This window comes from Microbacterium sp. STRO-1N, from assembly GCF_057748015.1.
Genome location: NZ_CM173234.1, coordinates 3756625 through 3780859, shown reverse-complemented (window position 1 = coordinate 3780859; position 24235 = coordinate 3756625). Strand labels below are relative to the sequence as shown.

Below are 24235 nucleotides of genomic sequence, written 5' to 3'. Positions count from 1 at the left end.
GACCTCGTCAGTCGACGAGTCCGAGGCGGTGGGCGAGGATCACGGCGTGCACGCGGTCGCGGGCGCCGACCTTCGCCAGCACCCGGCCGACATGCGTCTTCACCGTGGACTCGCTGAGGAAGAGCGTCTGCGCGATTTCGGTGTTGGAGAGCCCGAGCGCGATCTGGACGAACACGTCGCGCTCCCGCTCGGTGAGGGACGCCGTCGGGTCGTCCTCGGGGGGCGTGCTCGTGAGACGCGGACCCACGTGTTCGAGCAGGCGGCGGGTCACTCGCGGCGCGAGCACCGCATCGCCGCGGTGGACGGCGCGGACCGCGGTGATCAGTTCGTGACGCTGCGCGTCCTTGAGGAGGAAACCGCTCGCACCCGCCTTGATCGCGCCGAACGCGTACTCGTCCAGGTCGAAGGTGGTCAGCACCAGTACGCGCGTCTGCGGATGATCCCGAACGATCTCCTCGGTGGCGGCGATGCCGTCGACCCCCGGCATCCGCACGTCCATGAGGACGACGTCCGGGGCGAGCGCCGAGGCACGTGCGATCGCGGCGGCGCCGTCGGAGGCCTCGCCGACGACGACGAGATCGTCTTCGGCCTCCAGGACGAGCCGGAACCCGATGCGGATGAGCTCCTGGTCGTCGACGAGGAGGATGCGGATCTGCTCGGTCATGGGGTCTCCTCCGAAGTGCCGGTGGCCGGGAACTCCGCCCGCAGCATCCATCGCCCATCGCCCGCCGCGCCGGCGTCGAGCGTGCCACCGAGATGCGCTGCGCGTTCGGCGAGTCCTCGGATGCCGAAGCCACCGGCATCCGGCGTGGCGTCCGCTCCTGCTCCGTCGTTGACGATCTCGACCACGACCGGGTCGGCCGCCCTGTCGATGCGCACCGACACGGCTGTCGCCTGCGGCGCATGGCGCATGGCGTTCGTGACGCCCTCCTGCACGACCCGGCCGATGGCGAACTCGATCGCTTCGGCGACGCGGGCGTCACCCGAGACGGAGAGCCTCACGGGATAGCCGGCGCGCTGCGCGGCCGCGACGGTGGTCCGAGGATCCACGGGGGCGGTGGGGGTGAGCGGAGCATCGGAGTCCCCGTCGCGCAGCACACCCAGCATCGAGCGCATCTCGGTCAATGCGCCGCGTGCGGTCGCGGCTGCGGCGACCGAGGCATCCCTGGCGCGATCGCGATCCGCTGTCGCCGCCGCGCCCTCGGACAGCGCGACGATGACCGTCAGCGAGTGCGAGACGACGTCGTGCATCTCACGGGCGATGCGGGCGCGTTCGGCGGCTGCGGCGATCTGCCCCTGCTGATCGCGCTCGTTCAGCAGCTGACGGGAGCGATCGATGATGGCTTCGACGTAGCGCTTCCGCCCGCCGACGTTCGTGCCGATCAGCGTGCCGATGAGAGCGAGCACGAGTTGGCCGAGTACTCCGTTCACCGCCGCCTGGAGCGTGAAGACGCCGGAGAGGTGCAGCAGCGTGAGGAGCGTCAGGCTGCCGATCCCGATGCCGAAGGCGATCCAGGCGGCGCGCGACGAGCGGTAGACGGCCATGCCGTAGCTCGCGACGAGCAGCAGAGGCCCGCCGGCCGGTTCGAGCAGGAACATGTATGCGGCCGCCACGATGTACGACGCGACGAGCACCGTCGTCGGCCAGCGGCGCCGACGCAGCATCAGCAGGATGCAGGTGGCCAGGACCAGGACCGAGATGCCGATGCCGGCGGCCAGTGGTGCGGGTTCGGCGGGGATGAGGCTGCCGTCCGGCGCGATGCGGGCCGTCGTGTAGACCGTCGCCGAGCCCGCGGACAGCAGGAGGCAGACCAGCGCGATCAGGATGTCGGCGAAGAGCGGATGCCGCGCCCAGAACCGCCTGATCATGCCCGGTGGACGCGGCAGACGCAGCTCCTCCGCCGCGGCATCCCTTTCGGGAGTGCTGCCGGCGGAGGAGCTGCGATCGCTCATGCTCGACACGGGCTCGACTCTACGCGTCGATGATTCCCGGTGGCGTGCTCTCACGCGTCGCGGGTGCGCAGTACTGCCCACGCTCCCAGCATCCCGGCGACGACCCATCCGGCCAGCGTGAGATACGCGACCTCGGGGGAGAGACCGTCGACTCCCTCAGGCACGGGGTTGATGGCGTACTGCGCGGCGGACATCGGCAGGTAGCGCGAGGCCTCCGCGATCCACTGCCAGGCGTCCCCGGCCATGTTGAACGTCATCGAGATGATCGGCAGCACGAACAGCAACCCGACGGTCGCCGCGATCGCGCCGGCGCCGGAGCGCAGGATGAACCCGAAGGCGACGCCGATCAGAGCGAACACCGCCATCGCCGCGGAGGCGAGCAGGATCGGTCGGATGGTGACGTCGAAGTCGGCCCAATCGAGACCCAGACCCTTCGACTCCGCGATCGGGGTGATGACGAGAGCCGCGGCGAAGAAGATCACCAGCGACGCGACGAACAGCAGCGCGCCGAGCACGACGGCCTTCGCCGCCAGCACCATGCCGCGCACCGGTACGGCGGCGAGAGTGGAGCGGATCATCCCTGTGGAGTACTCACCGGTCACCGCGATCGCGCCCAGGATGCCGGCGAGCAGCATCGTGAACTGGATCGGTGAGACGACGGCCTGGATCATGGGGAACTGGTCTGCGGCACTGACCGTCGAAGCGATCAGCGTGGCGATCCCGACGGTCAGCAGGGCGGTGATGCCGATCGACCACCAGGTGGAGCGCAGCGTGGCGATCTTGATCCATTCGCTGCGCAGAGCATGACCGAAGGACAGGCCGTACGGCGATGCCGTGCGCGTCTCGGCGGCGGAAGCGGTCAGGGTGCTCATGCGATCTCCTTGGTCCGGTACTCGACCGCATCGCCGGTGAGCGCCAGGTAGGCGTCCTCGAGCGATCCCGTCGTGGGGGTGAGTTCGTGCAGCGGGATGCCGCGGTCGGCGGCGATGTCCCCGATGCGGGATGCCGGAAGCCCGACGATCTCGAGGAGGTCCGGTTCGGTGCTGACGATCTCGACGTCGGCGTGCGAGACGGCCTCGGCCAGCGCAGCGGCTCGCGGTGTGCGCACGCGGACCGTGTTGGCCGTCCAGGCCCGCACGAGGTCATCCAGCGAGGCATCGGCCAGGACCCGGCCCCGACCCATCACGATGACGTGGTCGGCGGTCTGTGCCATCTCGCTCATGAGGTGGCTGGACAGCAGCACGGTTCGGCCTTCGGATGCCGCGTGCCGCACGAACTGGCGCACCCACCGGACCCCCTCCGGGTCGAGTCCGTTGACGGGCTCGTCGAGGATGAGGGTGTGCGGGTCGCCCAGCAGTGCGGAGGCGATGCCCAGGCGCTGGCCCATGCCGAGGGAGAACTTCCCGGCGCGCTTGCGTGCCACGGGGGTGAGGCCGGCCAGTTCGATCACCTCGTCGACGCGGGAGGATCCGATGCCGTGGGTCGCGGCCATGGCGCGCAGATGATTGCGCGCGGTCCGCCCGGTGTGCACGGCCTTGGCGTCCAGCAGGACGCCGACCGCGGTCAGCGGGGCGGACAGGCGACGGTACTCGACGCCGTCGATCGTCGTGCGCCCGGCCGTCGGCCGGTCCAGCCCGACGATCATGCGCATGGTGGTGGACTTGCCGGCGCCGTTGGGGCCGAGGAAGCCGGTGACCGCGCCGGGGCGGATCGTGAACGACACATCCTCGACGGCCGTCTTGTCGCCGAATCTCTTCGTGAGGCCTTCTGCTGTGATCATGTCCTCGACGCTACGGAAGGCCGGCGTGGGCGCGCGTCCTCCTGCGGTACCGTTCGTGGGCGACCGGTCGGCACTGCAGGACCATGACCGAAAGAGGCCGCGCCGGTTCCCCGTCGCGGCCCCCTTCACCGGTGCGCAACAAGTGCGCTCCCGGATATCAGACTCTGTTGCGACCGCCGATCACACGGAACAGGAACGCGATCAGAGCGATGACGCCGACGATCAGCGCCACCCACAGCAGCCAGTTCAATGCGGTGTTCAGGCCGCCGACGATGGCGAGGATGACGGCGATGACGATGATCAGCACCAATGCGATGTTCATGAACGACTCCTTCGCTCGGGTTGTGAAACGATCATGCCGCCTCGAGGCCGATCGGCAAGGAGGGTTGACGCGCGCTCCTGCGCGGTGGTAGCCGCGCCCGTGCGTTGCCAGGACAGGGAGAATGGAAGGACGACTTCAGAGGAGAGACATGGCAGCGCATCCGTTCGACGCGATCACCGCGGACGATCTCTGGCAGGCCGGCAGCGTGAAGTGGACGGCGTTTCCCGACACGATCGGCGCGTTCGTCGCCGAGATGGACTTCGGTGTCGCTCCGGCGATCACCCAGGCGATCGACGCATCGCTGGAGGCCGGGCTCACCGGCTACCTGCCGACGCGGCTGACGACGCAGCTCGCCGAGGCCACGGCATCCTGGTACTCCGAGAAGTACGGCTGGGACGTCCCGGCCGAACGCGTGCGGGCCGTGCCGGACGTGATCGCGGCGTTCGAGTTCGCCATCACCTCGTACACGTCGCCTGGGGCTGCCGTCATCGTCCCGACGCCTGCCTACATGCCGTTCCTGACGGTACCCGGCCGCCTCGGCCGTCGCGTCATCGAGGTCCCGAGCATCCTCGTTGACGGGCGCTGGGTCATGGACCATGCAGGGGTGACGGCGGCGTTCGCGGACGGCGGCGAGCTGCTCGTGCTCTGCAATCCGCACAACCCGCTCGGCACGGTCGCCACCCGTGACGAGCTGCTCGAGATCTCCGCCACGGTGGATGCCGCGGGCGGGCGGGTCTTCAGCGACGAGATCCACGCACCGCTCGTGTTCGCCCCCGGCGCGCACATCCCGTATGCGTCGGTGTCGGATGCGGCGGCCGCGCACACGCTGACCGCGGCATCCGCGTCGAAGGCGTTCAACCTCGCCGGGTTCAAGTGCGCGCAGCTGATCTTCTCGAACGAGGAGACCGAGCGGCTGTGGGAGGAGGACGGCGGCTGGGCAGGCCACGGCACGGCGACGATCGGAGTCATCGCGAACATCGCCGCCTACACCGGGGGAGAGCCCTGGCTCGACGACGTGGTGGAGTACCTCGACGGCAACCGGCGGCTGCTGGCCGAGCTGGTCGACGAGATCCCTGGTGTCAGCGTCGTGGTGCCGGAGGGCACGTACATCGCGCTGCTCGACTTCCGTGAGACCGGACTGACCGGAGATCTCGGCGCCTGGTTCCGCGAGCACGCCGGCGTCGCCATGACCGACGGGTCCGCATGCGGCGAGGCGGCGATCGGGTACACGCGTTTCGTGTTCGCCACGCCGCGGCCGGTCATGGTCGAGGCGATCGAGCGGATCAAGCGGGCGCTGGTGGAGGCGGCCGAGCGGGTCGCCTGATCTCAGCGTCCGACGGCCTGCATCCCCGCCGCGTTGTAGCGGTCGCCGGCGACGCCGAAGCGCCCGACGAGAGCATCCAGGTCTGCGATGTCGTCGGCTGAGAGGGCGACCGTCGTGGCGGCGGCGTTCTCGTCGATGCGCTCGCGGCGACGCGTGCCGGGGATCGGCACGATGAAGGGATGCTGCGCGAGCAGCCAGGCGAGGGCGATCTGGCCCGGAGTCGTTCGTCGCGCAGCGGCGAGCGTCTTGACGTGCTCGACGAGCCGGAGGTTGGCGGCGAGGTTCTCCGCTTCGAATCGAGGGATGCGCGCGCGGATCTCATCGGAGCCGAACGTGCTGTCGGCGGTCACGGTTCCGGTGAGGAAGCCCTTGCCCAGCGGGCTGAAGGGGACGAATCCGATGCCGAGTTCGGCGCAGGTCGGCAGGACCTCCGGCTCCGGATCCCTGGTCCACAGCGAGTACTCGCTCTGGACCGCCGTCACCGGGTGCACGGCGTGCGCTCGACGGATCGTCGCTGCCGCCGCCTTGGAGAGACCGAAATGGCGTGCCTTGCCCTCGGCGATCAGCTCGCCCACGGTGCCCGCGACGTCCTCGATGGGAACGTCAGGGTCGACGCGGTGCTGGTACAGCAGGTCGATCGTCTCGATGCCGAGGCGCTGCAGCGATCCCTCCGCGGCGGCGCGGATGCGTTCGGGACGGGAATCGACGCCGACGGATGCACCGTCGACGATGTCGAAGCCGAACTTCGTCGCGATCGTGACGCGATTCCGGATGGGACGCAGCGCCTCTCCCACGAGCTCTTCGTTGTCGTACGGCCCGTAGACCTCTGCGGTGTCGATGAACGTGACGCCGTGATCGACCGCGTAGCGCAGGACGTCGATCATCTCCTGCCGATCGCCCGGGTTGGGGCCGTAGCTCTGGGACATGCCCATGGCGCCGAGTCCGATCGCGGAGACCTCGAGACCCTGACCGAGAGTGCGGGTGTGCATGGTGGTTCCTTCCGTCGAGGCCAGCGTAGGCCGAGCGGATGCCGCGAGGGAGGCCTGTCAGTACACCTCTCGTGGAGGTCAGTCGACGAAGAAGAGAGTGGCGCCCGTCGTCCTCGTGTGGGCGAGATTCTCACGGTAGTCGATGATCGCCAGGTATCCCGCGTGAGGGCGCCCGGGTGTCAGGCGGCGAGGTTGTAGCGGTGGGTGCCGCCGAGGCGTGGGGTGCGGGTGGGGTCGACGCTGGGTGGGGGGATGAACCAGACTTTCGCGGTGACACCGGTGCCTTCGATTCTGATTTCCCATCCGTTGTCGTGGACGCGGTGGTGGCAGTTGTCGCAGAGCAGGACCCCGCGGTTGAGGTCGGTGCGTCCTTGGTCGCGTTGCCACCAGTCGATGTGATGGGCGCGGGTCATCGAGGGTGGGAGCGTGCATCCCGCGCATCCGCCGTCTCGGAGCACCAGGGCGAGGCGTTGCGCTTTCGTGAAGAAGCGTTTCTCCCTGCCCCAGTCGAGGATCTCACTGTCCGTCCCGAGGACGTAGGGAATGACGCTCCCGGATGCGGCCATCCGCCGGGCGGTCCCGATGCTGATGGGCTGGTCGATGCCGTCGATGGTCGCGTGTCCGGTCCCGGTGGTGAGGTCGTCGAGTCCGACCCGGACGATCACGGTCGCACCCGCCAGGGCGGGGGCGTTGGTGTCGCACCCGAGCGCGTGGGCGGCGAGGTCGGCGAGAGCATCCGCCTGCAGCTGTCCGACCGTGCGCCGGTCGGTGTCGGGGGCGTCGGGGTCGAGGGCGTTCGCGCGGGCGTTGAGGACCGCGGTGACATGCCCTTCGATCGCGGTCTTGATCGGTGCGCCGGTGGCGACATCGACGTCGGCGTCGATGTGGAACCGTCCGTCGCGTTCGAACATGACCAGCCTGTTCTGCGCCCGTGCGGCCTCCTCCCGCGGCAACACGCCGTCCGGGTCCAGGTGTGCTTCGGCGTGGGTGAGGAGCTTGCGGACCTCGTCCAACGACAACCCGGCCGCTTTCTCCGCCAGCAGGGCCTCCGCTTCGGTCACCCGTTCCGCGGAGATCTTCACCCGCACCCGGTCCAGCAGCCCGATGATCAACCCGGCCACCGGGGCACCGATCCGCCCACAGGCCAGGGCGGCCTGCACGGCCGGGTACTTCGCCGGCAACCTGGCCCCGAGCAGATCACTGCGGGGAGCGGTGGCTTCCCCGACCTTCACCAACCGGGAAGCCTCACCCGATGAGCGTCCGGTCACGGTCGCGACGAACTGGCCGGCGGTGCGGAACCCCTGCTCCTTCGCGAGTGACTCGGCACCGAGTTCGGGCCGGGACTCGTATGCGATCCGCGCCGCGACCTCGGCCTCCAGGCCGTCCACGAGCCGGTGCAGCACCCCGAGTTCCGCGTTCGCCGCGACCAGGCCCGCCCGGTCCAGATCCGTCGCGTCCCCGGCATCCGCCCACACCGCGTCGAGGCGGGAGACCGCCTCGTGCAGAGGATCCAGATGCGTCGCCGTCGACATACCCCCACGCTACCCCGACCACACCCAAAAGGGAAGAGATGTTCGAAAGAAATATTCGAAACTCGGGCGTGGGTGCCGGACGCCTGGTCAGCCCGCGGGGGCGAGCCGGCGTGCGTTGCCGGCGTGCACGAGCGCGTCGATGTGACGCTCGATCTCGTTGAACTCGGGAGAGTTCACGTCGCGATCCGCGGGCAGATCCACCGTGACGACCTCGCGCACATGCCCTGAGATGCCGTGCGCCGTACCGCCGGCCATGACCATCACGCGATCTCCGAGGTAGACCGCCTCCTCGATGCTGTGCGTGACGAACAGTACGGTGATGCCGGCATCCCGCTGGATCCGCTGCAGTTCGTGCTGCATCTCGGTCCGGGTGAGCGCGTCGAGGGCCCCGAACGGCTCGTCCATCAGCATGACCGATGGCGTGTTCGCCAACAGCCGCGCGATGGCCACGCGCTGCTGCATGCCTCCGGACAACTGGTGGGGGAAGGACGAGGCGACACGAGTCAGGCCGACCGAGTCCAGTGCCTGCGTCGCACGTTCCTTCACGATCGTCCGCGGCAGCCGGGCTTGGCGTGGACCGTATTCGATGTTCTCGCAGACCGTGAGCCAGGGGAACAGCCCGTAGTCCTGGAAGACGACACCACGGTCGGGACCGGGGCCCGTCACTTCCACACCGGCGACGCGGAGGGAACCGCCGCTGATGGTCTCGAATCCGGCGACCATGCGCAGAAGCGTCGATTTGCCGCATCCTGATGCGCCGACGATGCAGACGACCTCGCCGGCTCGGATCGTGATGTCGACATCCTCGACGGCGGCGATCGACGCACCGGGATAGCTCTTGCTCACGCCGGTCATCACGATGTCCGCTGCGTGCTGTTCGTGAACGCTCATGCTGTGCTCCTTGTCACTTCTGGATCGGTCGACGCCCGAAGGCGACCGAGAAGATGAGGGTGAGCAGCCGGTCGGCGATGAAGCCGGCCAGACCGATGACGATCATGCCCACGATGATGAGATCGGTGCGCGATTGCTCGCGCGCCTGTGTGATGAGAGCGCCGAGTCCCGTGCTGATGCCGACGGTCTCGCCGACGACGAGGATGACCCAGCCGAGCCCCATGGCGATGCGCATCCCGCTGATGATCTGCGGTGCCGCGGCGGGGATCACCACCTTGTACAGGGACTGGAGCTTCGGGGTGCCCAGCATGGCGGCAGCTTCGAGGAGGCGCCCTGGAACCTGGTGCACTCCGCTGATGGTGTTCAGCAGGATCGGGAAAACGGCGGCGATGAACACGAGGAACACCGTCGAGCGGTCTCCGAAGCCGATGATCAGCAGGGTGAGCGGTGCCCAGGCGGTCACGGGGATCGGGCGGACGAGGTTCACGGTGGGCTCCAGCATCCGGAACAGCAGCTGGGAGCGGCCCATGAGGACGCCCAGCGGCACTGCCACGGCCACGGCCAGCGCGAATCCCTGGAGGACGCGCAGGGTCGAAGCCGCGAGATGCTCCCACAGGGTGCCGCTGAACGAGTCGTCGTAGACGCCGCCGACGGCCAGATCGACGCCGCGCAGGGCGACCTCTCCCGGCGTCGGCAGGAACGTCATCTTGATGTCGAACGGGAGCGTCCAGCCGTACTGCACGCCCAGATGCCAGCCGATGAGGATGAGGATCGGCACCGGCAGAGCGATCATCCAGCCGAGGGGGAGTCGGTGCCGCCCGGTCGACGAGCGAGCGGGTCGGGTCGGGGCGACGACGGGAGCGTCAGCGCGGTCGGGCGAGGTCTCGACGGTCGTGGTCATGGTCATGGTCTCATCTCCTCGAGGTCTCATTCCCGCGCCGACGAGACGAAGGAGTCATCGGTGAGCAGCTCGGCATCGACGGCGGAGGAGACCTGATCGAACTCGAGCATCTCGTCGCCCATGGCCTGCAGCGTGCTCAGGTAGTCGTCGGTGAGATCCCACGTCGGCCAGATGTTCTCGATCGCGGTGGCGGTCACATCCGGGTCCAGGGCGAACTCGTCGACGAGCCCTTCGGCCCAGGCGTCGGTGTCCGCCGCCATGTGATCCACGGCGGCGATGTGCGTGTCCACCACCTCCTGAACCAGGTCGGGGTCGTCGGCGATCATCGAGTTGCTCGTGGCCAGGACGATGTTGGTCCGGCCGATGGAGGTGTCGTACGCCGACATCAGCTCGTGTCCGCCGCCCTCGATCGCGATCGACGGGCCGACCTCCGCCGAGATGAACGCGTCGATCTGGCCGGACGAGAAGGCGCCGGCGAGATCGGCGAACGGCAGGTTGACGAGTTCGACGTCGGAGGCGGGGTCGATGCCCTGCGACTCGAGCGTGCGCTTGAGCAGGATCTCCTGCGTGGCTCCCATCGGGAAGCCGATGCTCGTCCCGACGAGATCCTCGGGGGACGTGATGTCCTCCGTCGCCACGATCCGTGTGCCGCCGTCGGCGGCCGCGGCGACGATGCGGACGTCCTGCTTCTCGGCGACGCCGGCGATCACGGATGCCGCGCCGGTCACGCCGAAGTCGACGGAACCCGACACGATCGCGTTCTTGATGTCGCTCGAGGTGTCGAAGAGCACGATCTCGAAATCGACGCCCTCCGGTGCGAACTCCTCGTAGAAGAACGGGCTGAACAGATGCGGCTGTGCGCGCAGCGTGCCGATCGTGACGGTGGTGCCGGCGTCGTCGGATTCGGCGGATGACGCTGTGGTGCAGCCGGTCAGGGTGGCGGTGGCGAGGAGGGCGGCGGCGGTGGTGGCGATGAGGGCGGGGGTGCGGAAGGTCATGGGGTCTCCAGGTTCTCCGGGCGGGGGATGGGGTCAGACGACGGCGGGCTGGGAGGATGCCGCGCGGAATGCGCGCCAGCCGCCGAATCCGGTGATGTCACGTTCGGTGCGGTCGACGGATGCGGTGAAACCGAGGACGCTGCTTCCGTCGGCGAGCTCGATCTCTCCGAGCGCGAGCGGGGCGCTGATACTGCGCAGCAGCCGGGATACGGCGAGAGGGGAGAGGCGCCAGAGCTCGCCGGGGAGCTCGGCTCCGTCCTCGGCACGGATCACCGCAGGGCGGTCGATCTCGCCCTCGACGAGCAGCATGCGGAAGGTGTCCTGTGTGCGGATGTCGCGGACGAAGCGCGCACCCAGCGATTGCAGCTGCGCATTCAGAGGTTCACCGCGCAGATGGGCGCCGAAGACCGCGAGGTCGATTCCGGGGATCGCCAGGGTCGCCTCCTCCTCCGGATCGCCGACGAGGCGGGATGCGAGGTCGAGTGCGACTTGATCGTGGAACGCCGGTACGACGACGGATACCCCGTACCCGCCTTCCGTCGACGTCGAGACGGGCACGGCGACGGCTGCCATATCGAGCAGGTTGACGAAGTTCGTGAACGTCCCGACGCGGCTGTTCACGCCGAGAGGGTCCTCGGCCACTTCCGCGACCGTGGGGTGCACGGGTGCCGTCGGGATCAGCAGTGCATCCATCCCGGCGAGAGCCTGGCGCGTCTGAAGCTTCGCCGCGTCGACCGCCTGCTGCGCGTCGATCACGGCGACACCGGTGGTTGACATGGCGCGCCCGGCGATGGCGGCGACCGCGGGGTCGGCGCCATCGGGATGCGCCTCCAGGAAGGCCCCGTACGACCAGGCGCGCTCGCTGACCAGCCCGCCGCCGTAGAGCAGTTGAGCGGTCGCGAGGAACGGGCGAAGGTCGATCGTCCGGAACTCCGCACCGAGGTCGGCCAGGCGTGCGACGGCCGTGTCGAAGGCCTCGCGTGCTCCGGGGGCGAGTGCGACCAGATCGTCTTCGCGCGGGACGGCGATGACCGGGAGGGCGGGGGCGGCGAGTGGAGCATCCACGGCCCAGCCCCGGCTCTTGGGGTCAGTCGTCGAGACTCCGACGACGGCATCCATCACGAGTGCCGCCGTGTCCGTCGCGCGAGCGAACACCGAGACGGTGTCGTACGACGGCGAGGCGGGGACGACGCCGTCGAGGGGGAGCAGTCCGAGCGTCGGCTTGACACCGAGGATGCCGTTGAAGGCCGCCGGAACACGGCCCGACCCCGCCGTGTCCGTGCCGAGCGAGAAGTCGACGAGCCCGAGTCCGACGGATGCACCGGATCCCGAGCTCGATCCGCCGGCGACGCGCTGCGGGTCGAGTGCGCTCGTGACGACGCCGTACGGGCTGCGGGTCCCCACGAGCCCGGTGGCGAACTGGTCCATGTTGGTCTTGCCGACGAGGAGGGCGCCGGCACTCAGCAGGCGCTCGACGACGACCGCGCTGCGCTCCGGCCGTCGTCGGAATGCGGGGTGGCCGGCAGTCGTCGTGAAACCCGAGACGTCGATGTTGTCCTTGACGGCGAACGTCGTGCCGGCGAGGGGAAGCTGCTCTCCGGCGAGCAGCCGCTGCCGGATCGCCTCGGCATCCGCCGTGACCTCCTCCGGCGTGCGCAGGCTGATCCAGATCGACGCGGGCGCCTCGCGGATCGCGGCGAAGAGCGTCGCGATGTCGGCGGAGAGGGATTCGTGTGAAGCGAGAGCGATCATGCGTGCTGGTCCGTTCTGTGATTCATGTGGGAGATCTGCATGGCGCGTGCCGCCCGTGCCTCGACGATCGACTGCGATTGGCCGACGTGCGTGCGGAGGTAGTCGCGGGCCTCGTGAAGCCGACCGCGAAGGACCAGGTCGAGGATCTCGAGGTGCTCGCCGATCGTGGCGTCGACCCGGTCCTGGGTGAGGTAGTCGTGCATGCGGATCGGCCGGATCCTCCGATTGACCCGCTCGAGGGCGGTCACGAGTTCGCCGTTGCCGGCCGCGCGCAGGAGCGAGACGTGGAACTGCTCGTCGGCGTCGACGAAGCCGGGGTCGGGCGATACCCCGGCGTCGAGGCGGCTCTGCCACAGTGCTTGCTCCTGCGTCAGCGTCGGAACCTCGTGACGGATGGTCGGATCGCCGATCGCGCGTTCCAGGCCGTGGGATTCGAGCAGGATCCGCAGCTCGTACAGCTCGGTGAATTCTTCGAGCGTCGGCATGTATCTGTACAGCGCACCGTCCCGCTTGACCAGCAGGCCGTCGGCCTCGAGGCGGGCCAGCGCATCGCGAACAGGCGTGCGCGACACGACGAACCGGTCGGCGATGTTCTCCTCCGTGAACCGGTGGAACGGCGAATGGGTCGCCGTGAGCAGTTCGGCGCGGAGCTCTTCGTAGATGCGCACCCGGGCCGGCCGACGGCGTGAGGTGCCGGCCTCGTGCGGTGTGGCCAATGATGTATCCATTGCTGGACAGCGTGTTGGACACATGTTTCGACCGCGTGTACGCGATATCGCCCCGGTGTAACGGATGACGCGGTTTGTTACAGCGCGATGCCTTGACGCGATGTCGGCACCCGGCGCTAGCGTATGCGCCATGGAGATCGTCACCTCTGCAGACCGAACGCCCATCGCCACGCACGCGGTCGGCGACGGCCCCACCGTCGTGATCGTCAACGGCGCGCTTTCCACGGCGCGCGATGCCGGCGCGATCGCCCAGGCCTTCGCGGATGTCGGGCTGCGCGCTGTCACCTACGATCGGCGGGCACGGGGTGACTCGGGCGACGCTTCGCCGGCAGCGCCCGAGCGCGAGGTCGAGGACCTGGCGGCGGTGATCGCGGCATCCGGTTCCGACGCCGCCGTGATCGGACACTCCTCCGGAGCGGTGCTCGCGCTGTATGCCGCAGGAGAGGGCGTCCCGATCTCCCGCCTGTTCCTCTCCGAGCCGCCGTTTCGATTCGGTGAGGGCGACCCGGCATCCGATCTGGCCGACCGCCTGCAGGCGCTGGTCGACGAGGGCCGACCGGGCGATGCGGTGGTCCTGTTCCAACGGGAGGGAGTCGGGCTGCCCGACGCCTTCATCGAGCAGTTCCGCGCGTCGCCGGCGTTCGAGCAGGTCGCGCGGCTCGGGCGCTCCACCGTCTACGACACTCTCGTGACCCAGCGCGTGTCGACGCCGACGGCGGCCATGCTCGGCGTGCGGATGCCGGTGACGATCCTGCGCGGATCCGAGACGATGCCGCTCCTCGTCGCCGCCGCTTCCCGCCTGGCCGGCGCGATGCCGGATGCCGAGTTCGTGGAGGTTCCCGAGTCGATCAGCCATCGGATGGACCCGGAGGCGACCGCACGCATCGTCGCCGCTCGCCTCACCTGAGCCGCCTCTGGAACGGAGGCGCTGTCGCTGTCAAGCCCCTCGGGCCGGAGATCGAGCCGCGTTACGGTCGCCGCATGATGGCAACGACGAAGACATCCTCCACCAAAGCATCCGGCTCCCGCACTGCACGCGGCGGGAGCGGAGAGAAGCGCACGCGTCGACAGAATGCCGAGAAGGGCTTCGTGGCATCGCCGGAGCTGAGCGCGCACCTGCAGGCCGTGCTCGTCGATCTGCTGGAACTGGCGATGCAGGGCAAGCAGGCGCATTGGAACGTCGTGGGGAGGAACTTCCGCGACACGCATCGTCAGCTCGACGAGATCATCGAGGCGGCGCGCGAGTTCAGTGACACGGTCGCCGAACGCATGCGCGCGCTGCACGCCGTGCCCGATGGGCGCAGCGACACGGTCGCGTCGAGCACGACGCTGCCGGAGTATCCGCAGGGCGAGGTCGATACGAGCGAGACCGTCGATCTCATCACCGAGCGGCTCGAGGCGGTCGTGGGCACGATGCGCGAGGTGCACGACGGCGTGGACGAGGAGGACCCGACCAGCGCTGACATCCTGCACGCGATCATCGAGAAGATGGAGCAGTTCGCGTGGATGGTGAGCGCGGAGAACCGCACGCCGGCAGGGCGCTGAGCATGGAGGTCGAGCCTCGCCGCGCGATCGTCACGGGTGCGGACTCCGGCATCGGCCGCGCCACGGCCGTCGCGCTCGCCGCTGAAGGCGTCGACGTGGCGATCACGTGGCATTCGGATGCCGCCGGTGCCGAGGACACCGCCGAAGAGGTCCGTTCGCACGGGTCTAGGGCGATCGTCGCTCGACTGGACACGACCGAGATCCCTGCCTGCGGCGACGTCGTGGATGACCTCGTGGCCGAGCTCGGCGGCCTGGACGTGTTCGTGAACAATGCGGGGACCGGCCTGTCGACGCCGTTCCTCGACGTGAGCCTCGACGAGTGGCGACGCGTCGTGGATGTGGACCTGACCGGAGCGTTCGTCTGCCTGCAGCGCGCGGCCAGGCACCTCGCGGCCGGCGGCAACGGAGGGCGGCTGATCGCGGTGACGAGCGTGCACGCGCATCAGCCGATGGTCGGGTCGAGCGCGTACGACGCGGCGAAGCACGGCCTCGCCGGGTTGATGAAGAACATCGCGCTCGAGCTCGGCGGTCGCGGCATCACCGCGGTGAGCGTCGCGCCGGGCGAGATCGCGACGCCCATGACGGGTCAGACCGACCGCGATCCGTACCAGGAGGATCGTCCTGGCATCCCGCTCGGTCGGCCGGGGGATGCCCGCGAGGTGGCGGCGCTGATCGCCTTCCTCGCCTCGCCAGGCGCCGCCTACATCAGCGGCACGTCGATCGTGATCGACGGCGGAATGCTGCAGATGGGCCCGCAGGCGGGCGCCGCGATCACAGAGCACGACTGGCGGACCGTGTGAGCGCGCATGGCGCGCGCTCCGGTCGTTCGGATCGGCACCTCGGGGTGGCGGTATCCGCGCTGGCGGGGTGACTTCTCCCCGAAGGGGCTCGCGCAGCTCTATACCAGCGGCTACACGGATGCCGAGCTGGACGCGTGGGCGTCTCGGATCCGCGGGTGGGCGGCCGAGGGTCGGGATGTCTACGTGTACTTCGACAACGATGCGCTCGGGCACGCGCCGCATGACGCGGTGCGGCTGGCACAGCGGGTCGGCGCGGTGGGATCCCCGTGATCGCACGGCGAGCCGGACCGGCGACATATTCGATTCTCTTTGAATCCCTCTGATTCCGACGGCAGCGTCCGCGCCGCACCCCCCGATCTTGTGAGCGCAATTTCACAAGAGCGTTACAACGCCGAAATCGCGGGCGCTGAACCGGCGAGGACACTCGGTTTCTATCACTCGATAGAAACACCTGGTGCACCACCCGTCCTCAGGAGAGCCCATGATCATCTTCGGAGTAGCGATCACCGTCCTCGTCGTCCTCCTGGTCGGCATCTATGTCGCTCGCAAGATCGACGGCGACAGTGCCAATTACCTCGTCGCGGGGCGAAGACTCGGCGTCCCGCTGGTCGCGGTCTCTCTGACGGCCGCGGCCGTCGACTCGAACGCGACCGTCGGCAACACCGACCTCACGTCGCAGTTCGGCTTCTGGTCGGGTGCATCGCTCGCTCTCGGTCTGGCGATCTGCCTGTTCCTGTCCGGGCTGTTCCTCGCGAAGCCGATGAACCGGATGAAGCTGTTCACGCTCGCCGACTTCTTCCGCCTGCGGTACGGACGCGCGACCGAGGTCATCGCGTCGGCCCTCATGATCCTCGCCTTCACGATCCTGCTCGCCGGCAACCTCGTCGCGTGCGGCTTCCTGCTGGAGCGCTTCGCGAACATCCCGTACGCATGGGGCATCGTGCTGTCGGTCGCTCTCGTGCTGGCGTACACGATCGCCGGCGGCCTCTTCTCGGATGCCTATACCGCCGCCATCCAGATGACGATCACGGTCATCGCCTCGATCTCGCTGCTGGTCTGGGTCATGCTCAGCTACGGCATCGTCATCCCCGAGGGCATGGGACCGTTCGACTTCGCACAGCTGACCGACCCAGCCATGGGCGCGCCGATCAACTGGGCCACGCTCGTCGCGCTCGGCATCGGCGACCTCGTCGCGATCGACCTCATGCAGCGCATCTTCGGCGCCCGAACGCCCGAGATCGCTCGACGGGCATGCTTCGCCGGCGCTGCGGGAACGGCTGTCATCGGCACGATCTTCGCTCTGGTCGCGCTGACCGCGACGGCCGTGCTGGGGATCTCGGTCGCCGACGGGCCGGTGCTGTTCACCCTTCTCGACGACTATGCGCCTCCCCTGATCGCCGTGCTCGTGCTGTCCGGCGTCGTCGCGGCGTCGTTCTCCACGGCATCCGGCGCGATCCTCGCGACCAGCGCCATCGCGGTGCGCAACCTCGTCACGGTGCGGCGCTCGACCACCTCGGGCAGCGACCCCCTGCTGCGCTGGACGCGTGTGGCGATGATCCCGATCGTCCTGCTGGGCTCGTTCCTGGCCATCCAGGTGAGCCAGACCGGCATCCTGTTGACCCTCGCCTTCGACCTCATGCTCGCGTGCCTGGCCGCACCGTTCCTGTTCGGCATCTTCTGGCGCCGTGCAGGTGCCGCGGCCGCGCTCATCGGCATCGCGGTCGGGTTCGTCGTCCGCATGACCTATCTCGCCCTCACGCCGACGATCTACGGGGTTCCGAACGACATCCTCTACATCCCCAACACCCTCATCGGTGCCGACTTCGACGGCTGGGCGACCCTGGTCTCGGCGCTCATCGGGTTCGGAACCTTCGTCGTCGTCGGGCTCCTCTCCCCGCGCACGGCGACCGAGTTCGCGGCCGAAGAGGTCGTCAAGGCCGAGCTCGCGCAGGAGCAGGAGGGCGCCTTCGAACCCGTTTCCGCCGCGGTGCGCGCAGCGGATGCCGAGGATGTTCCCGCCCCGCGATCCGATCGAAACGTGCCGGAAATCTCGCACTGATGGGATACCTGTCAATCGATAGAAAAGGAGCGGTGATGAGCGGTCGCGTCGATGAGTTGAGCAATGTCGATCGGGCACGGCGGGACGCCCGCGGGCGGGCCGCGCAGTCCGACTGGATGCCGTACCTGCCCCCGTCCTCGGCGCCGTTCGCGCCGTCGGACGTCGCCCCCCGGGACCTGCGCTGGGCCGAGACCGTCGCTCCGGGCGGCTACACGCACCTGCGGGTGGCTCGCGGCACGCGGATCCGGCTCGAGGACGTCACCGGCGACGCATGCGCCGGCCTCGTCGTGTTCAACGCCCTCGCGCCGCACGAGCGGCTGAACGTCGCCGATACGCAGAAGATCCCGTGGCAGGCGTATCTCGGCGCGGGGCACCCGCTGCTCTCCGGGGACGGGCGCGTGCTCGCGACGATCGCCGCAGACACCTCCGGCCACCACGACGCGTTCTGCGGGACCACGAGCGACGCATGGAGCATCGCCAAGTACGGCGACGCCCTGCCCGAGGGCCCCACTCCGTCGGGGCACGCCCTGCTGCGCCTCGCCGCGAGCAAGCACGGACTCACGTCGCGCGATCTGCCGCCGGCCGTGTCGTTCTTCCAGGGCGTCCGCATCGACGAGGACGGCACCACGCGCTGGCTCGGATCCGCCGGGCCCGGCACGAGCGTCGAGCTCGTCGCCGAACTGCCGCTCATCGTGCTCATCGCCAATGCGCCCCACCCCGTCGATCCGCGCGACGACTACATCTCTGGTCCGCTGCGCGTCACGGCATGGAAGTCGGCCCCGACCGGAGCACAGGATGCCGTGTTCTCGGCATCCCCCGAGCGCGAACGCGCCTATCGCAACTCGATCGCCTACGCAGAGCTCGCCGGGCTCTGAACGACAAGGAGGACGTCATGATCACGACCGTTCCCGACCGACCCGTCCACGCGCCGGACGCCCTGATGGACTGGTCCCGGCCGCTCGTCGCCGGTGCCATCGTGCTCGACGAGCGCGTCGAACCCCGAGCCTCCTGGTCGGCGCGCGTCGCTGCCGGAGACGTGCTCACGATCGTGGATGTCGGAGGCAACCAGTCCGCCGACTTCCTCGTGTACGACGCCGCCGACACCGACGAGCGCTACAGCGCTGCGGACACGATCGCCTGGCAGCGCAACGCCTACGTCGGCACCGGCACGGTGCTGCGCAGCAACCTCGGGCGTCCCCTGATGACGGTCGTGGACAACGAGATCGACCGTCAGGACACCATCGGCGGCGCATGCAGCAAGGAGTCCAACACGCTGCGCTACGGCCACCACACGATGTACCAGCACGCCTGCCGTGAGAACTTCCTCGCCGAGGCGGCGCGGTACGGCCTGGGTGCGCGGGATCTGGTCTCGAACCTGAACTGGTTCATGAACGTGCCCGTCGAGGCCGACGGCTCGCTGGGCATCGTCGACGGCATGTCCGCCCCGGGTAAGCGCGTCGCCATGCGCGCCGAGCGCGACGTGCTGGTGATCGTCTCGAACTGCCCGCAGATGAACAACCCCTGCAACGACTTCAGCTGCACTCCGCTGCGCATGATTGTGGGCCACCCGTGAACGCCTTCGACACCCTCCTGGTCGCGAACCGCGGCGAGATCGCCCGCCGCATCATCCGTTCGGCCCGCGAGCGCGGACTGCGCACGGTCGCGGTGTACTCCGACGCGGATCGTGCCGCCCCGCACGTCCGCGACGCGGACACCGCGGTGCGTCTGGGGCCCGCCCCGGCATCCGAGTCCTACCTGGTTCTGGATGCCGTGCTGCAGGCGGCCGTCGACACCGGCGCCGGCGCAGTGCACCCCGGCTACGGCTTCCTCGCCGAGAACTCGACAGCAGCCCGTGCGTTCGAGTCCGCCGGGATCGGCTGGGTCGGCCCCACCCCCGACCAGCTCGACGCGTTCGGCCTGAAGCACACCGCCCGCGCGCTCGCGGCGGCCGCCGGCGTGCCGCTGCTGCCGGGAACCGATGTGCTGGCCTCGCGCGATGAGGCCGTCGCCGAGGCCGCGCGGATCGGTTACCCGGTCATGCTCAAGGCCACCGGTGGCGGCGGCGGCATCGGCATGCGGGTCTGCGCGTCAGCCGACGAGGTAGCAGAGGCGTTCGACGCGGTCACCAGGCAGGCCGCGGCGAGCTTCGGCTCCGCCGGCGTCTTCCTCGAGAAGTTCGTCCGCCCGGCTCGACACGTCGAGGTGCAGCTGTTCGGCGACGGTGAGGGTCGGGTCGCCGTGTTCGGTGACCGCGACTGCTCGTTGCAGCGCCGGAATCAGAAGGTCGTCGAAGAGGCGCCCGCGCCGGGGCTCCCCGACGCGGTGCGAGAGACCCTGCATTCGACCGCGGCGGCGCTGGCCGCCGGCATCCGATACCGCTCGGCCGGGACGGCCGAATTCGTGTACGACCCGATCGACGAGCAGGCGTACTTCCTCGAGGTGAACGCCCGCCTGCAGGTGGAGCACCCGGTCACCGAGGCCGTCTACGGACTCGACCTGGTCGGACTCATGCTCGACCTGACCGCCGGTGGACCGTCCGCGCTGCCGAGCGCGCTGTTCGACGTGGCCCCCACGCCGAACGGGCATGCGGTCGAAGCCCGCATCTACGCGGAGGATCCGGATCGCGGCAACACGCCGTCGACGGGTCTCGTGACGGCGGTGCGGTTCCCGGAGGCCGACGACGTGCGCGTGGATGCCTGGATCGAGGCGGGTCTCGACGTCACCAGCTTCTACGACCCGCTGCTCGCGAAGGTCATCGCGCATGCCCCCACCCGCGACGGCGCGCTCGACCGGCTGCATGACGCGCTCGCCGAGACGCGCATCGACGGCATCGTGACGGGAACCGGGATGCTGCGGGAGATCGTGCGCGACGAGCGGGTGCGCGCGGTGGAGCACCACACCGGCACGCTGGACGGCGTCGGAGATCCCGATCCGCGCATCGAGGTCGTCGAACCGGGCATGCTCACGACCGTGCAGGACCTGCCGGGTCGCCTCGGGTACTGGAAGGTAGGGGTGCCGCCGTCCGGGCCGATGGATGCGGTCTCCTTCCGGGAGGGCAACCTGGCGCTGGGGAACCCGGAGGGTGCTCCTGGCCTGGAGATCACGCTCACCGGCCCCGTCCTGCGCTTCAGCGCCGCGACGAGTGTCTGCGTCACAGGTGCACACGCCGACGTCACGGTCGACGGCGTTCCCGTCGACCCGTATACGCCGATCGAGGTGCCGGCCGGCGCGACGCTGCGCATCGGGGCGGCACCGGGCCCCGGCATCCGCACCTATCTCGCCGTCCGCGGCGGCATCGACGTGCCCGAGTATCTGGGCAGTGCGTCGACTTTCACGCTCGGCGGTTTCGGCGGGCACGGAGGGAGGGCGCTGAAGGCCGGAGACGTGCTGCGTCCGGGTCGGGTATCCGGACCGGTCGGCGGCCCCACGCCGATCGAACGCCGTCCGCGCCTGACGCACCAGTGGAGCATCGGCGTCACGGAGGGCCCGCACGCGGCGCCGGAGTTCTTCACCCGTGCGGACATCGACGAGCTGTACGCCGCGGAGTACGCCGTGCAGGTGAACTCGGCGCGCACGGGCGTGCGGCTGAGCGGACCGAAGCCGACCTGGGCGCGCACGGACGGCGGCGAGGCGGGCCTGCACCCCTCGAACATCCACGACACCCCGTACGCTGTCGGCGCCCTGGACTTCACCGGGGACACGCCGATCATCCTCGGCCCAGACGGACCGAGCCTCGGCGGCTTCGTGTGCCCCGCGGTCGTCGCGAGCGGCGAGCTGTGGAAGCTCGGTCAGTTGCGTCCGGGCGACACCGTCCGCTTCGTGCCGGTGCGCGAGGCGGATGCGGCTGGGCTGGACGCCGCCCGCTCGTTCGGGACGATCCCGCTCATCGGAGGCGACGGCGACGACGGCATCCTGGCGCGGAGGGATGCCGAGGGCGACGCGCGTCCACGTGTGACGTACAGCCGGGACGGCGACGACAACCTGCTCGTCGAATTCGGCGACCAGGTGCTCGATCTGGGTCTGCGGATGCGCGTGCACGCGCTGCAGTCCGCGCTGGAGGAGGAGCAGCCGGCGGGGGTGATCGACGTCACCCCCGGGATCCGATCCCTGCAGATCCACACGGATGCCGGGGCATTGCGAGCCTCGCAACTCGTCGGCCTCCTCCAGGAACTGGATGACGCGCTGCCGCCGACGCGGGAGCTCGAGGTGCCGTCCCGCGAAGTGCACCTGCCGCTGTCCTGGGATGATCCGGCGACGCGGCTGGCCATCGAGCGGTACATCGCCGGCGTGCGGGACGATGCGCCGTGGACGCCGTGGAACATCGAATTCATCCGGCGCATCAACGGCCTCGACTCGGTCGACGACGTGCTGCGCACCGTCTTCGATGCCCAGTATCTCGTGTTGGGCCTCGGCGACGTGTACCTCGGCGCCCCCGTGGCGACGCCGTTGGATCCGCGTCATCGCCTCGTCACGACGAAGTACAACCCGGCGCGCACATGGACCGCCGAGAACTCGGTCGGCATCGGTGGCGCGTACATGTGCATCTACGGCATGGAGGGACCAGGCGGCTATCAGTTCGTCGGCCGGACCGTGCAGATCTGGAACCGCTTCCGCCGTGGCGGGCTGTTCGCCGAGAATCCGTGGGCGCTGCGGTTCTTCGATCGGATCCGCTGGTACCCGGTGTCCGCGGACGAGCTGCTCGAGCTGCGGGCGGAGACCGACGCGGGCCGCGGGGACTACCGGACCGTGGACGGCACGTTCGCACTGGCCGACCATGAGCGGTTCCTCGCCGAGAACGCGTCGTCGATCGAGGAGTTCCGTACGACGCAGCGGCGCGCGTTCGCCGAGGAGCGGGAGCGCTGGCGCCTCTCCGGTGAGTTCGATCGGCCGGTCGAATCGGATGCCGCGGCCGTACCCGTCGTCGAGGAGGCGCCGCTGCCGGAGGGATGCGTCGCGGTGCGCGCGCCCTTCGCCGCGTCGGTGTGGCAGATCGCGATGTCGGCGGGGGAGAAGGTGAAGATCGGCGACCACATGATCGTGCTGGAGGCGATGAAGATGGAGGCCGCCGTGAGCGCGACGATCGACGGGACCACGCGCGAGATCATGGTGCGGCCGGGCGAGCGGGTCGAGGCGGGGCAGCTCCTGGCGATCGTGGAGGCGGCGCGATGAGCACGGCGACGGGACTCGTGGCAGTATCGCAGGCATGAGCAAAGCGGTTGCCGGCAGACCGAGAGCGCTGGCGCGCACGGAGGACGGACGCTCGGCACGCGAGCAGATCCTGGATGCCGCGGCCGAGCTGTTCGCCAGCCGCGGCTATGCGGCGACGTCCACTCGCGACATCGCCGAGCGCGTCGGCATCCGGCAGGCGAGTCTGTACTACCACGTGGCCGGGAAGCCGCAGCTGCTGCTCGAACTGCTGGATGCCTCGGTGCGGCCGACGCTGGACGGGCTCGACGAGCTGCTCGCCGAGCCGGATGCCGTCGCCGCGCTGCGGGCGCTGGTGCACCGCGACGTGCAGACGCTGCGGGATGCCCCGCACAACCTCGGCGTCCTGTACCTGACGCCCGAGCTCGGTGACCCGGAGTTCGGGGCGATCCGCGAGGCGCGCGCGCAGCTGCGGGCGGCTTACGAGCAGCTCGCCGAGCGGATCGCGGGAGGCGACGGAGGCATCCGCGGTGCCGCATGCATGCAGCTCGTCGAGATGGTGATCGAGCTGCGTCAGCGCGACGCCGTGCCCGACGACGTCGCCGAGCAGATCGCGGATGCGTGTCTTCGCGTGGTCGGTGCCGCGAGGACTCGCCCAGAACCGGAGTGATGTTCGGGCGTGCGCCCCGCTCGTCCGCATGAGACGACGGCGGGAGGGCGGCGCGGATGCCCGCCCTCCCGCCGAACGGTCAGCCGCGTGTCGCGAGCTGCGGGTACACGGCCTCCAGCGGTGCGGAGAGCCCGGCCTTGGCCCGCACCGAAGTGTCGTCCGCGAGGACTTCGAACTCGCCGGCCTCGGTCGCGTCGAGCACGGTCGAGACGAGCTCTGCAGGGTCGAGCTTCGAGTCGGTGGCGTGCGCGGCCATGGCGGTGTCGACGTAGCCGACGTGCACCCCGACGACCTGCACGCCCGCGGGCTGCAGCTCGAGGCGCAGCGAGTTCGTCGCAGACCACAGGGCGGCCTTGGTGGCCGAGTAGATCCCCGCCACGGCGTACCAGGAGAGCGCGGAGTGGATGTCGATGATCGCGGTGGTTCCGCCCTTCGCGGCGAGGGCCGGAGCAAAGGCGCGGGTCAGGAACAGCGGGCCGAGGAAGTTGGTCTCGACGCTGCGGCGGATCTCCTCGTCCGAATGGGTGAGGATGCCGGGACTGGACACCGAGACGCCGGCGTTGTTGATCAGGATGGTCACGTCCGGCGCGGCTTCGACGGCGGCGCGGATCGACTCCGGATCTGTCACGTCGAGGGCGAGGGGAACGACGCGCTCGTCATCCCATTCGCGGGGCGTCCGGGCCGTGGCGTAGACCTTCGCCGCGCCGCGGGCGAGAGACTCTCGGACGAAGTGCGCGCCGATGCCTCCGTTCGCGCCGGTGACGAGGACGACAGCGCCGTTGAGGGAAGTCATGAGATGGATAGTCCTTTTCGAGTGGTGTGCGGGTGGTTGAGGGTGACCGGGTC

General features: G+C 69.4%; 23 protein-coding genes. 10 read left to right on the top strand and 13 right to left on the bottom strand.

The features are described from left to right. Nucleotides 1-7 precede the first annotated feature (7 nt). The 5 genes from AC3ANJ_RS18270 to AC3ANJ_RS18250 form a co-directional block, all read right to left on the bottom strand. The gene (locus AC3ANJ_RS18270; RefSeq protein ID WP_488317551.1) at nt 8-664 is read right to left on the bottom strand and encodes a response regulator transcription factor; all 657 of its coding nucleotides are present in this window, start codon (nt 662-664) and stop codon (nt 8-10) included. Beyond that, nucleotides 661-1953, bottom strand: a complete 1293-nt coding sequence (locus tag AC3ANJ_RS18265; RefSeq protein WP_488319316.1) for a sensor histidine kinase — start codon at nt 1951-1953, stop codon at nt 661-663. The genes AC3ANJ_RS18270 and AC3ANJ_RS18265 overlap by 4 nt, the downstream gene beginning before the upstream one ends. Before the next feature lie 50 nt (nt 1954-2003). Continuing rightward, the gene (locus tag AC3ANJ_RS18260) at nt 2004-2825 is read right to left on the bottom strand and encodes an ABC transporter permease subunit (RefSeq protein ID WP_488317550.1); all 822 of its coding nucleotides are present in this window, start codon (nt 2823-2825) and stop codon (nt 2004-2006) included. Beyond that, the gene (locus tag AC3ANJ_RS18255) at nt 2822-3733 is read right to left on the bottom strand and encodes an ABC transporter ATP-binding protein (protein ID WP_488317549.1); all 912 of its coding nucleotides are present in this window, start codon (nt 3731-3733) and stop codon (nt 2822-2824) included. Before AC3ANJ_RS18255 ends, AC3ANJ_RS18260 begins: the two co-directional genes overlap by 4 nt. Before the next feature lie 157 nt (nt 3734-3890). Continuing rightward, a complete protein-coding gene (locus AC3ANJ_RS18250; protein WP_264156427.1) occupies nt 3891-4055 on the bottom strand; it encodes a hypothetical protein in 165 nt (54 codons plus the stop codon). A gap of 148 nt (nt 4056-4203) precedes the next feature. Between AC3ANJ_RS18250 and AC3ANJ_RS18245 the strand changes: the two genes are divergently transcribed. Then, complete coding sequence (locus AC3ANJ_RS18245; protein WP_488317548.1) at nt 4204-5379, top strand: MalY/PatB family protein; 1176 nt, start codon at nt 4204-4206, stop codon at nt 5377-5379. A gap of 2 nt (nt 5380-5381) precedes the next feature. On the opposite strand, the gene AC3ANJ_RS18240 is transcribed toward AC3ANJ_RS18245, so the two are convergent. The 7 genes from AC3ANJ_RS18240 to AC3ANJ_RS18210 form a co-directional block, all read right to left on the bottom strand. Further along, on the bottom strand, nt 5382-6368 hold the full coding sequence (locus AC3ANJ_RS18240) for an aldo/keto reductase (RefSeq protein WP_488317547.1): 987 nt from the start codon (nt 6366-6368) through the stop codon (nt 5382-5384). Nucleotides 6369-6547: 179 nt separating this feature from the next. Beyond that, nucleotides 6548-7900: an HNH endonuclease gene (locus AC3ANJ_RS18235; protein ID WP_488317546.1), complete on the bottom strand. Its 1353-nt coding sequence runs from the start codon at nt 7898-7900 to the stop codon at nt 6548-6550. 87 nt (nt 7901-7987) lie between these two features. Continuing rightward, entirely contained in the window at nt 7988-8791 is an 804-nt protein-coding gene (locus AC3ANJ_RS18230) for an ABC transporter ATP-binding protein (protein ID WP_488317545.1), read from the bottom strand. Nucleotides 8792-8804: 13 nt separating this feature from the next. Next, the gene (locus tag AC3ANJ_RS18225) at nt 8805-9698 is read right to left on the bottom strand and encodes an ABC transporter permease (protein WP_488317544.1); all 894 of its coding nucleotides are present in this window, start codon (nt 9696-9698) and stop codon (nt 8805-8807) included. A gap of 20 nt (nt 9699-9718) precedes the next feature. Further along, nucleotides 9719-10690: an ABC transporter substrate-binding protein gene (locus tag AC3ANJ_RS18220; RefSeq protein WP_488317543.1), complete on the bottom strand. Its 972-nt coding sequence runs from the start codon at nt 10688-10690 to the stop codon at nt 9719-9721. A 33-nt stretch (nt 10691-10723) separates the two neighbouring features. Beyond that, nucleotides 10724-12442: an allophanate hydrolase gene (gene atzF / locus AC3ANJ_RS18215; RefSeq protein WP_488317542.1), complete on the bottom strand. Its 1719-nt coding sequence runs from the start codon at nt 12440-12442 to the stop codon at nt 10724-10726. Beyond that, on the bottom strand, nt 12439-13170 hold the full coding sequence (locus AC3ANJ_RS18210) for a GntR family transcriptional regulator (RefSeq protein ID WP_488317541.1): 732 nt from the start codon (nt 13168-13170) through the stop codon (nt 12439-12441). The genes atzF and AC3ANJ_RS18210 overlap by 4 nt, the downstream gene beginning before the upstream one ends. A 130-nt stretch (nt 13171-13300) precedes the next feature. On the opposite strand from AC3ANJ_RS18210, the gene AC3ANJ_RS18205 reads away from it, so the two are divergent. The 9 genes from AC3ANJ_RS18205 to AC3ANJ_RS18165 all read left to right on the top strand — a co-directional run bounded on the left by AC3ANJ_RS18205 (nt 13301) and on the right by AC3ANJ_RS18165 (nt 23389). Continuing rightward, nucleotides 13301-14077: an alpha/beta fold hydrolase gene (locus AC3ANJ_RS18205; RefSeq protein ID WP_488317540.1), complete on the top strand. Its 777-nt coding sequence runs from the start codon at nt 13301-13303 to the stop codon at nt 14075-14077. 74 nt (nt 14078-14151) lie between these two features. After that, nucleotides 14152-14715 carry a Dps family protein gene (locus AC3ANJ_RS18200; protein ID WP_488317539.1) on the top strand — a complete coding sequence of 188 codons (564 nt, stop codon included), beginning with the start codon at nt 14152-14154 and terminating at the stop codon, nt 14713-14715. A gap of 2 nt (nt 14716-14717) precedes the next feature. Further along, nucleotides 14718-15515: an SDR family oxidoreductase gene (locus tag AC3ANJ_RS18195; protein ID WP_488319315.1), complete on the top strand. Its 798-nt coding sequence runs from the start codon at nt 14718-14720 to the stop codon at nt 15513-15515. Nucleotides 15516-15521: 6 nt separating this feature from the next. After that, nucleotides 15522-15785, top strand: a complete 264-nt coding sequence (locus AC3ANJ_RS18190) for a DUF72 domain-containing protein (protein WP_488317538.1) — start codon at nt 15522-15524, stop codon at nt 15783-15785. Nucleotides 15786-15996: 211 nt separating this feature from the next. Beyond that, nucleotides 15997-17574 carry a high affinity choline transporter 1 gene (locus tag AC3ANJ_RS18185; protein ID WP_488317537.1) on the top strand — a complete coding sequence of 526 codons (1578 nt, stop codon included), beginning with the start codon at nt 15997-15999 and terminating at the stop codon, nt 17572-17574. Between the two features lie 35 nt (nt 17575-17609). Next, nucleotides 17610-18449, top strand: a complete 840-nt coding sequence (locus AC3ANJ_RS18180; RefSeq protein WP_488317536.1) for an urea amidolyase associated protein UAAP1 — start codon at nt 17610-17612, stop codon at nt 18447-18449. Between the two features lie 17 nt (nt 18450-18466). After that, on the top strand, nt 18467-19147 hold the full coding sequence (locus AC3ANJ_RS18175; RefSeq protein ID WP_488317535.1) for an urea amidolyase associated protein UAAP2: 681 nt from the start codon (nt 18467-18469) through the stop codon (nt 19145-19147). Beyond that, the gene (gene uca, locus AC3ANJ_RS18170) at nt 19144-22743 is read left to right on the top strand and encodes an urea carboxylase (RefSeq protein ID WP_488317534.1); all 3600 of its coding nucleotides are present in this window, start codon (nt 19144-19146) and stop codon (nt 22741-22743) included. The genes AC3ANJ_RS18175 and uca overlap by 4 nt, the downstream gene beginning before the upstream one ends. A 34-nt stretch (nt 22744-22777) precedes the next feature. After that, nucleotides 22778-23389 (top strand): TetR/AcrR family transcriptional regulator, encoded by a 612-nt coding sequence (locus tag AC3ANJ_RS18165; RefSeq protein ID WP_488317533.1) that lies wholly within the window; start codon nt 22778-22780, stop codon nt 23387-23389. Between the two features lie 79 nt (nt 23390-23468). Here the strand turns inward: AC3ANJ_RS18165 and AC3ANJ_RS18160 are convergent, their stop codons facing one another. Next, complete coding sequence (locus tag AC3ANJ_RS18160) at nt 23469-24182, bottom strand: SDR family oxidoreductase (protein WP_488317532.1); 714 nt, start codon at nt 24180-24182, stop codon at nt 23469-23471. Nucleotides 24183-24235: the final 53 nt, after the last annotated feature.

Excerpts from the sequence above, each read along its gene's own strand:
- AC3ANJ_RS18270 (WP_488317551.1), bottom strand. The coding sequence starts at position 664 with ATGACCGAGCAGATCCGCATCCTCCTCGTCGACGACCAGGAGCTCATC.
- AC3ANJ_RS18265 (WP_488319316.1), bottom strand. The coding sequence starts at position 1,953 with ATGAGCGATCGCAGCTCCTCCGCCGGCAGCACTCCCGAAAGGGATGCC.
- AC3ANJ_RS18260 (WP_488317550.1), bottom strand. The coding sequence starts at position 2,825 with ATGAGCACCCTGACCGCTTCCGCCGCCGAGACGCGCACGGCATCGCCG.
- AC3ANJ_RS18255 (WP_488317549.1), bottom strand. The coding sequence starts at position 3,733 with ATGATCACAGCAGAAGGCCTCACGAAGAGATTCGGCGACAAGACGGCC.
- AC3ANJ_RS18250 (WP_264156427.1), bottom strand. The coding sequence starts at position 4,055 with ATGAACATCGCATTGGTGCTGATCATCGTCATCGCCGTCATCCTCGCC.
- AC3ANJ_RS18245 (WP_488317548.1), top strand. The coding sequence starts at position 4,204 with ATGGCAGCGCATCCGTTCGACGCGATCACCGCGGACGATCTCTGGCAG.
- AC3ANJ_RS18240 (WP_488317547.1), bottom strand. The coding sequence starts at position 6,368 with ATGCACACCCGCACTCTCGGTCAGGGTCTCGAGGTCTCCGCGATCGGA.
- AC3ANJ_RS18235 (WP_488317546.1), bottom strand. The coding sequence starts at position 7,900 with ATGTCGACGGCGACGCATCTGGATCCTCTGCACGAGGCGGTCTCCCGC.
- AC3ANJ_RS18230 (WP_488317545.1), bottom strand. The coding sequence starts at position 8,791 with ATGAGCGTTCACGAACAGCACGCAGCGGACATCGTGATGACCGGCGTG.
- AC3ANJ_RS18225 (WP_488317544.1), bottom strand. The coding sequence starts at position 9,698 with ATGACCATGACCACGACCGTCGAGACCTCGCCCGACCGCGCTGACGCT.
- AC3ANJ_RS18220 (WP_488317543.1), bottom strand. The coding sequence starts at position 10,690 with ATGACCTTCCGCACCCCCGCCCTCATCGCCACCACCGCCGCCGCCCTC.
- atzF (WP_488317542.1), bottom strand. The coding sequence starts at position 12,442 with ATGATCGCTCTCGCTTCACACGAATCCCTCTCCGCCGACATCGCGACG.
- AC3ANJ_RS18210 (WP_488317541.1), bottom strand. The coding sequence starts at position 13,170 with ATGGATACATCATTGGCCACACCGCACGAGGCCGGCACCTCACGCCGT.
- AC3ANJ_RS18205 (WP_488317540.1), top strand. The coding sequence starts at position 13,301 with ATGGAGATCGTCACCTCTGCAGACCGAACGCCCATCGCCACGCACGCG.
- AC3ANJ_RS18200 (WP_488317539.1), top strand. The coding sequence starts at position 14,152 with ATGATGGCAACGACGAAGACATCCTCCACCAAAGCATCCGGCTCCCGC.
- AC3ANJ_RS18195 (WP_488319315.1), top strand. The coding sequence starts at position 14,718 with ATGGAGGTCGAGCCTCGCCGCGCGATCGTCACGGGTGCGGACTCCGGC.
- AC3ANJ_RS18190 (WP_488317538.1), top strand. The coding sequence starts at position 15,522 with ATGGCGCGCGCTCCGGTCGTTCGGATCGGCACCTCGGGGTGGCGGTAT.
- AC3ANJ_RS18185 (WP_488317537.1), top strand. The coding sequence starts at position 15,997 with ATGATCATCTTCGGAGTAGCGATCACCGTCCTCGTCGTCCTCCTGGTC.
- AC3ANJ_RS18180 (WP_488317536.1), top strand. The coding sequence starts at position 17,610 with ATGAGCGGTCGCGTCGATGAGTTGAGCAATGTCGATCGGGCACGGCGG.
- AC3ANJ_RS18175 (WP_488317535.1), top strand. The coding sequence starts at position 18,467 with ATGATCACGACCGTTCCCGACCGACCCGTCCACGCGCCGGACGCCCTG.
- AC3ANJ_RS18165 (WP_488317533.1), top strand. The coding sequence starts at position 22,778 with ATGAGCAAAGCGGTTGCCGGCAGACCGAGAGCGCTGGCGCGCACGGAG.
- AC3ANJ_RS18160 (WP_488317532.1), bottom strand. The coding sequence starts at position 24,182 with ATGACTTCCCTCAACGGCGCTGTCGTCCTCGTCACCGGCGCGAACGGA.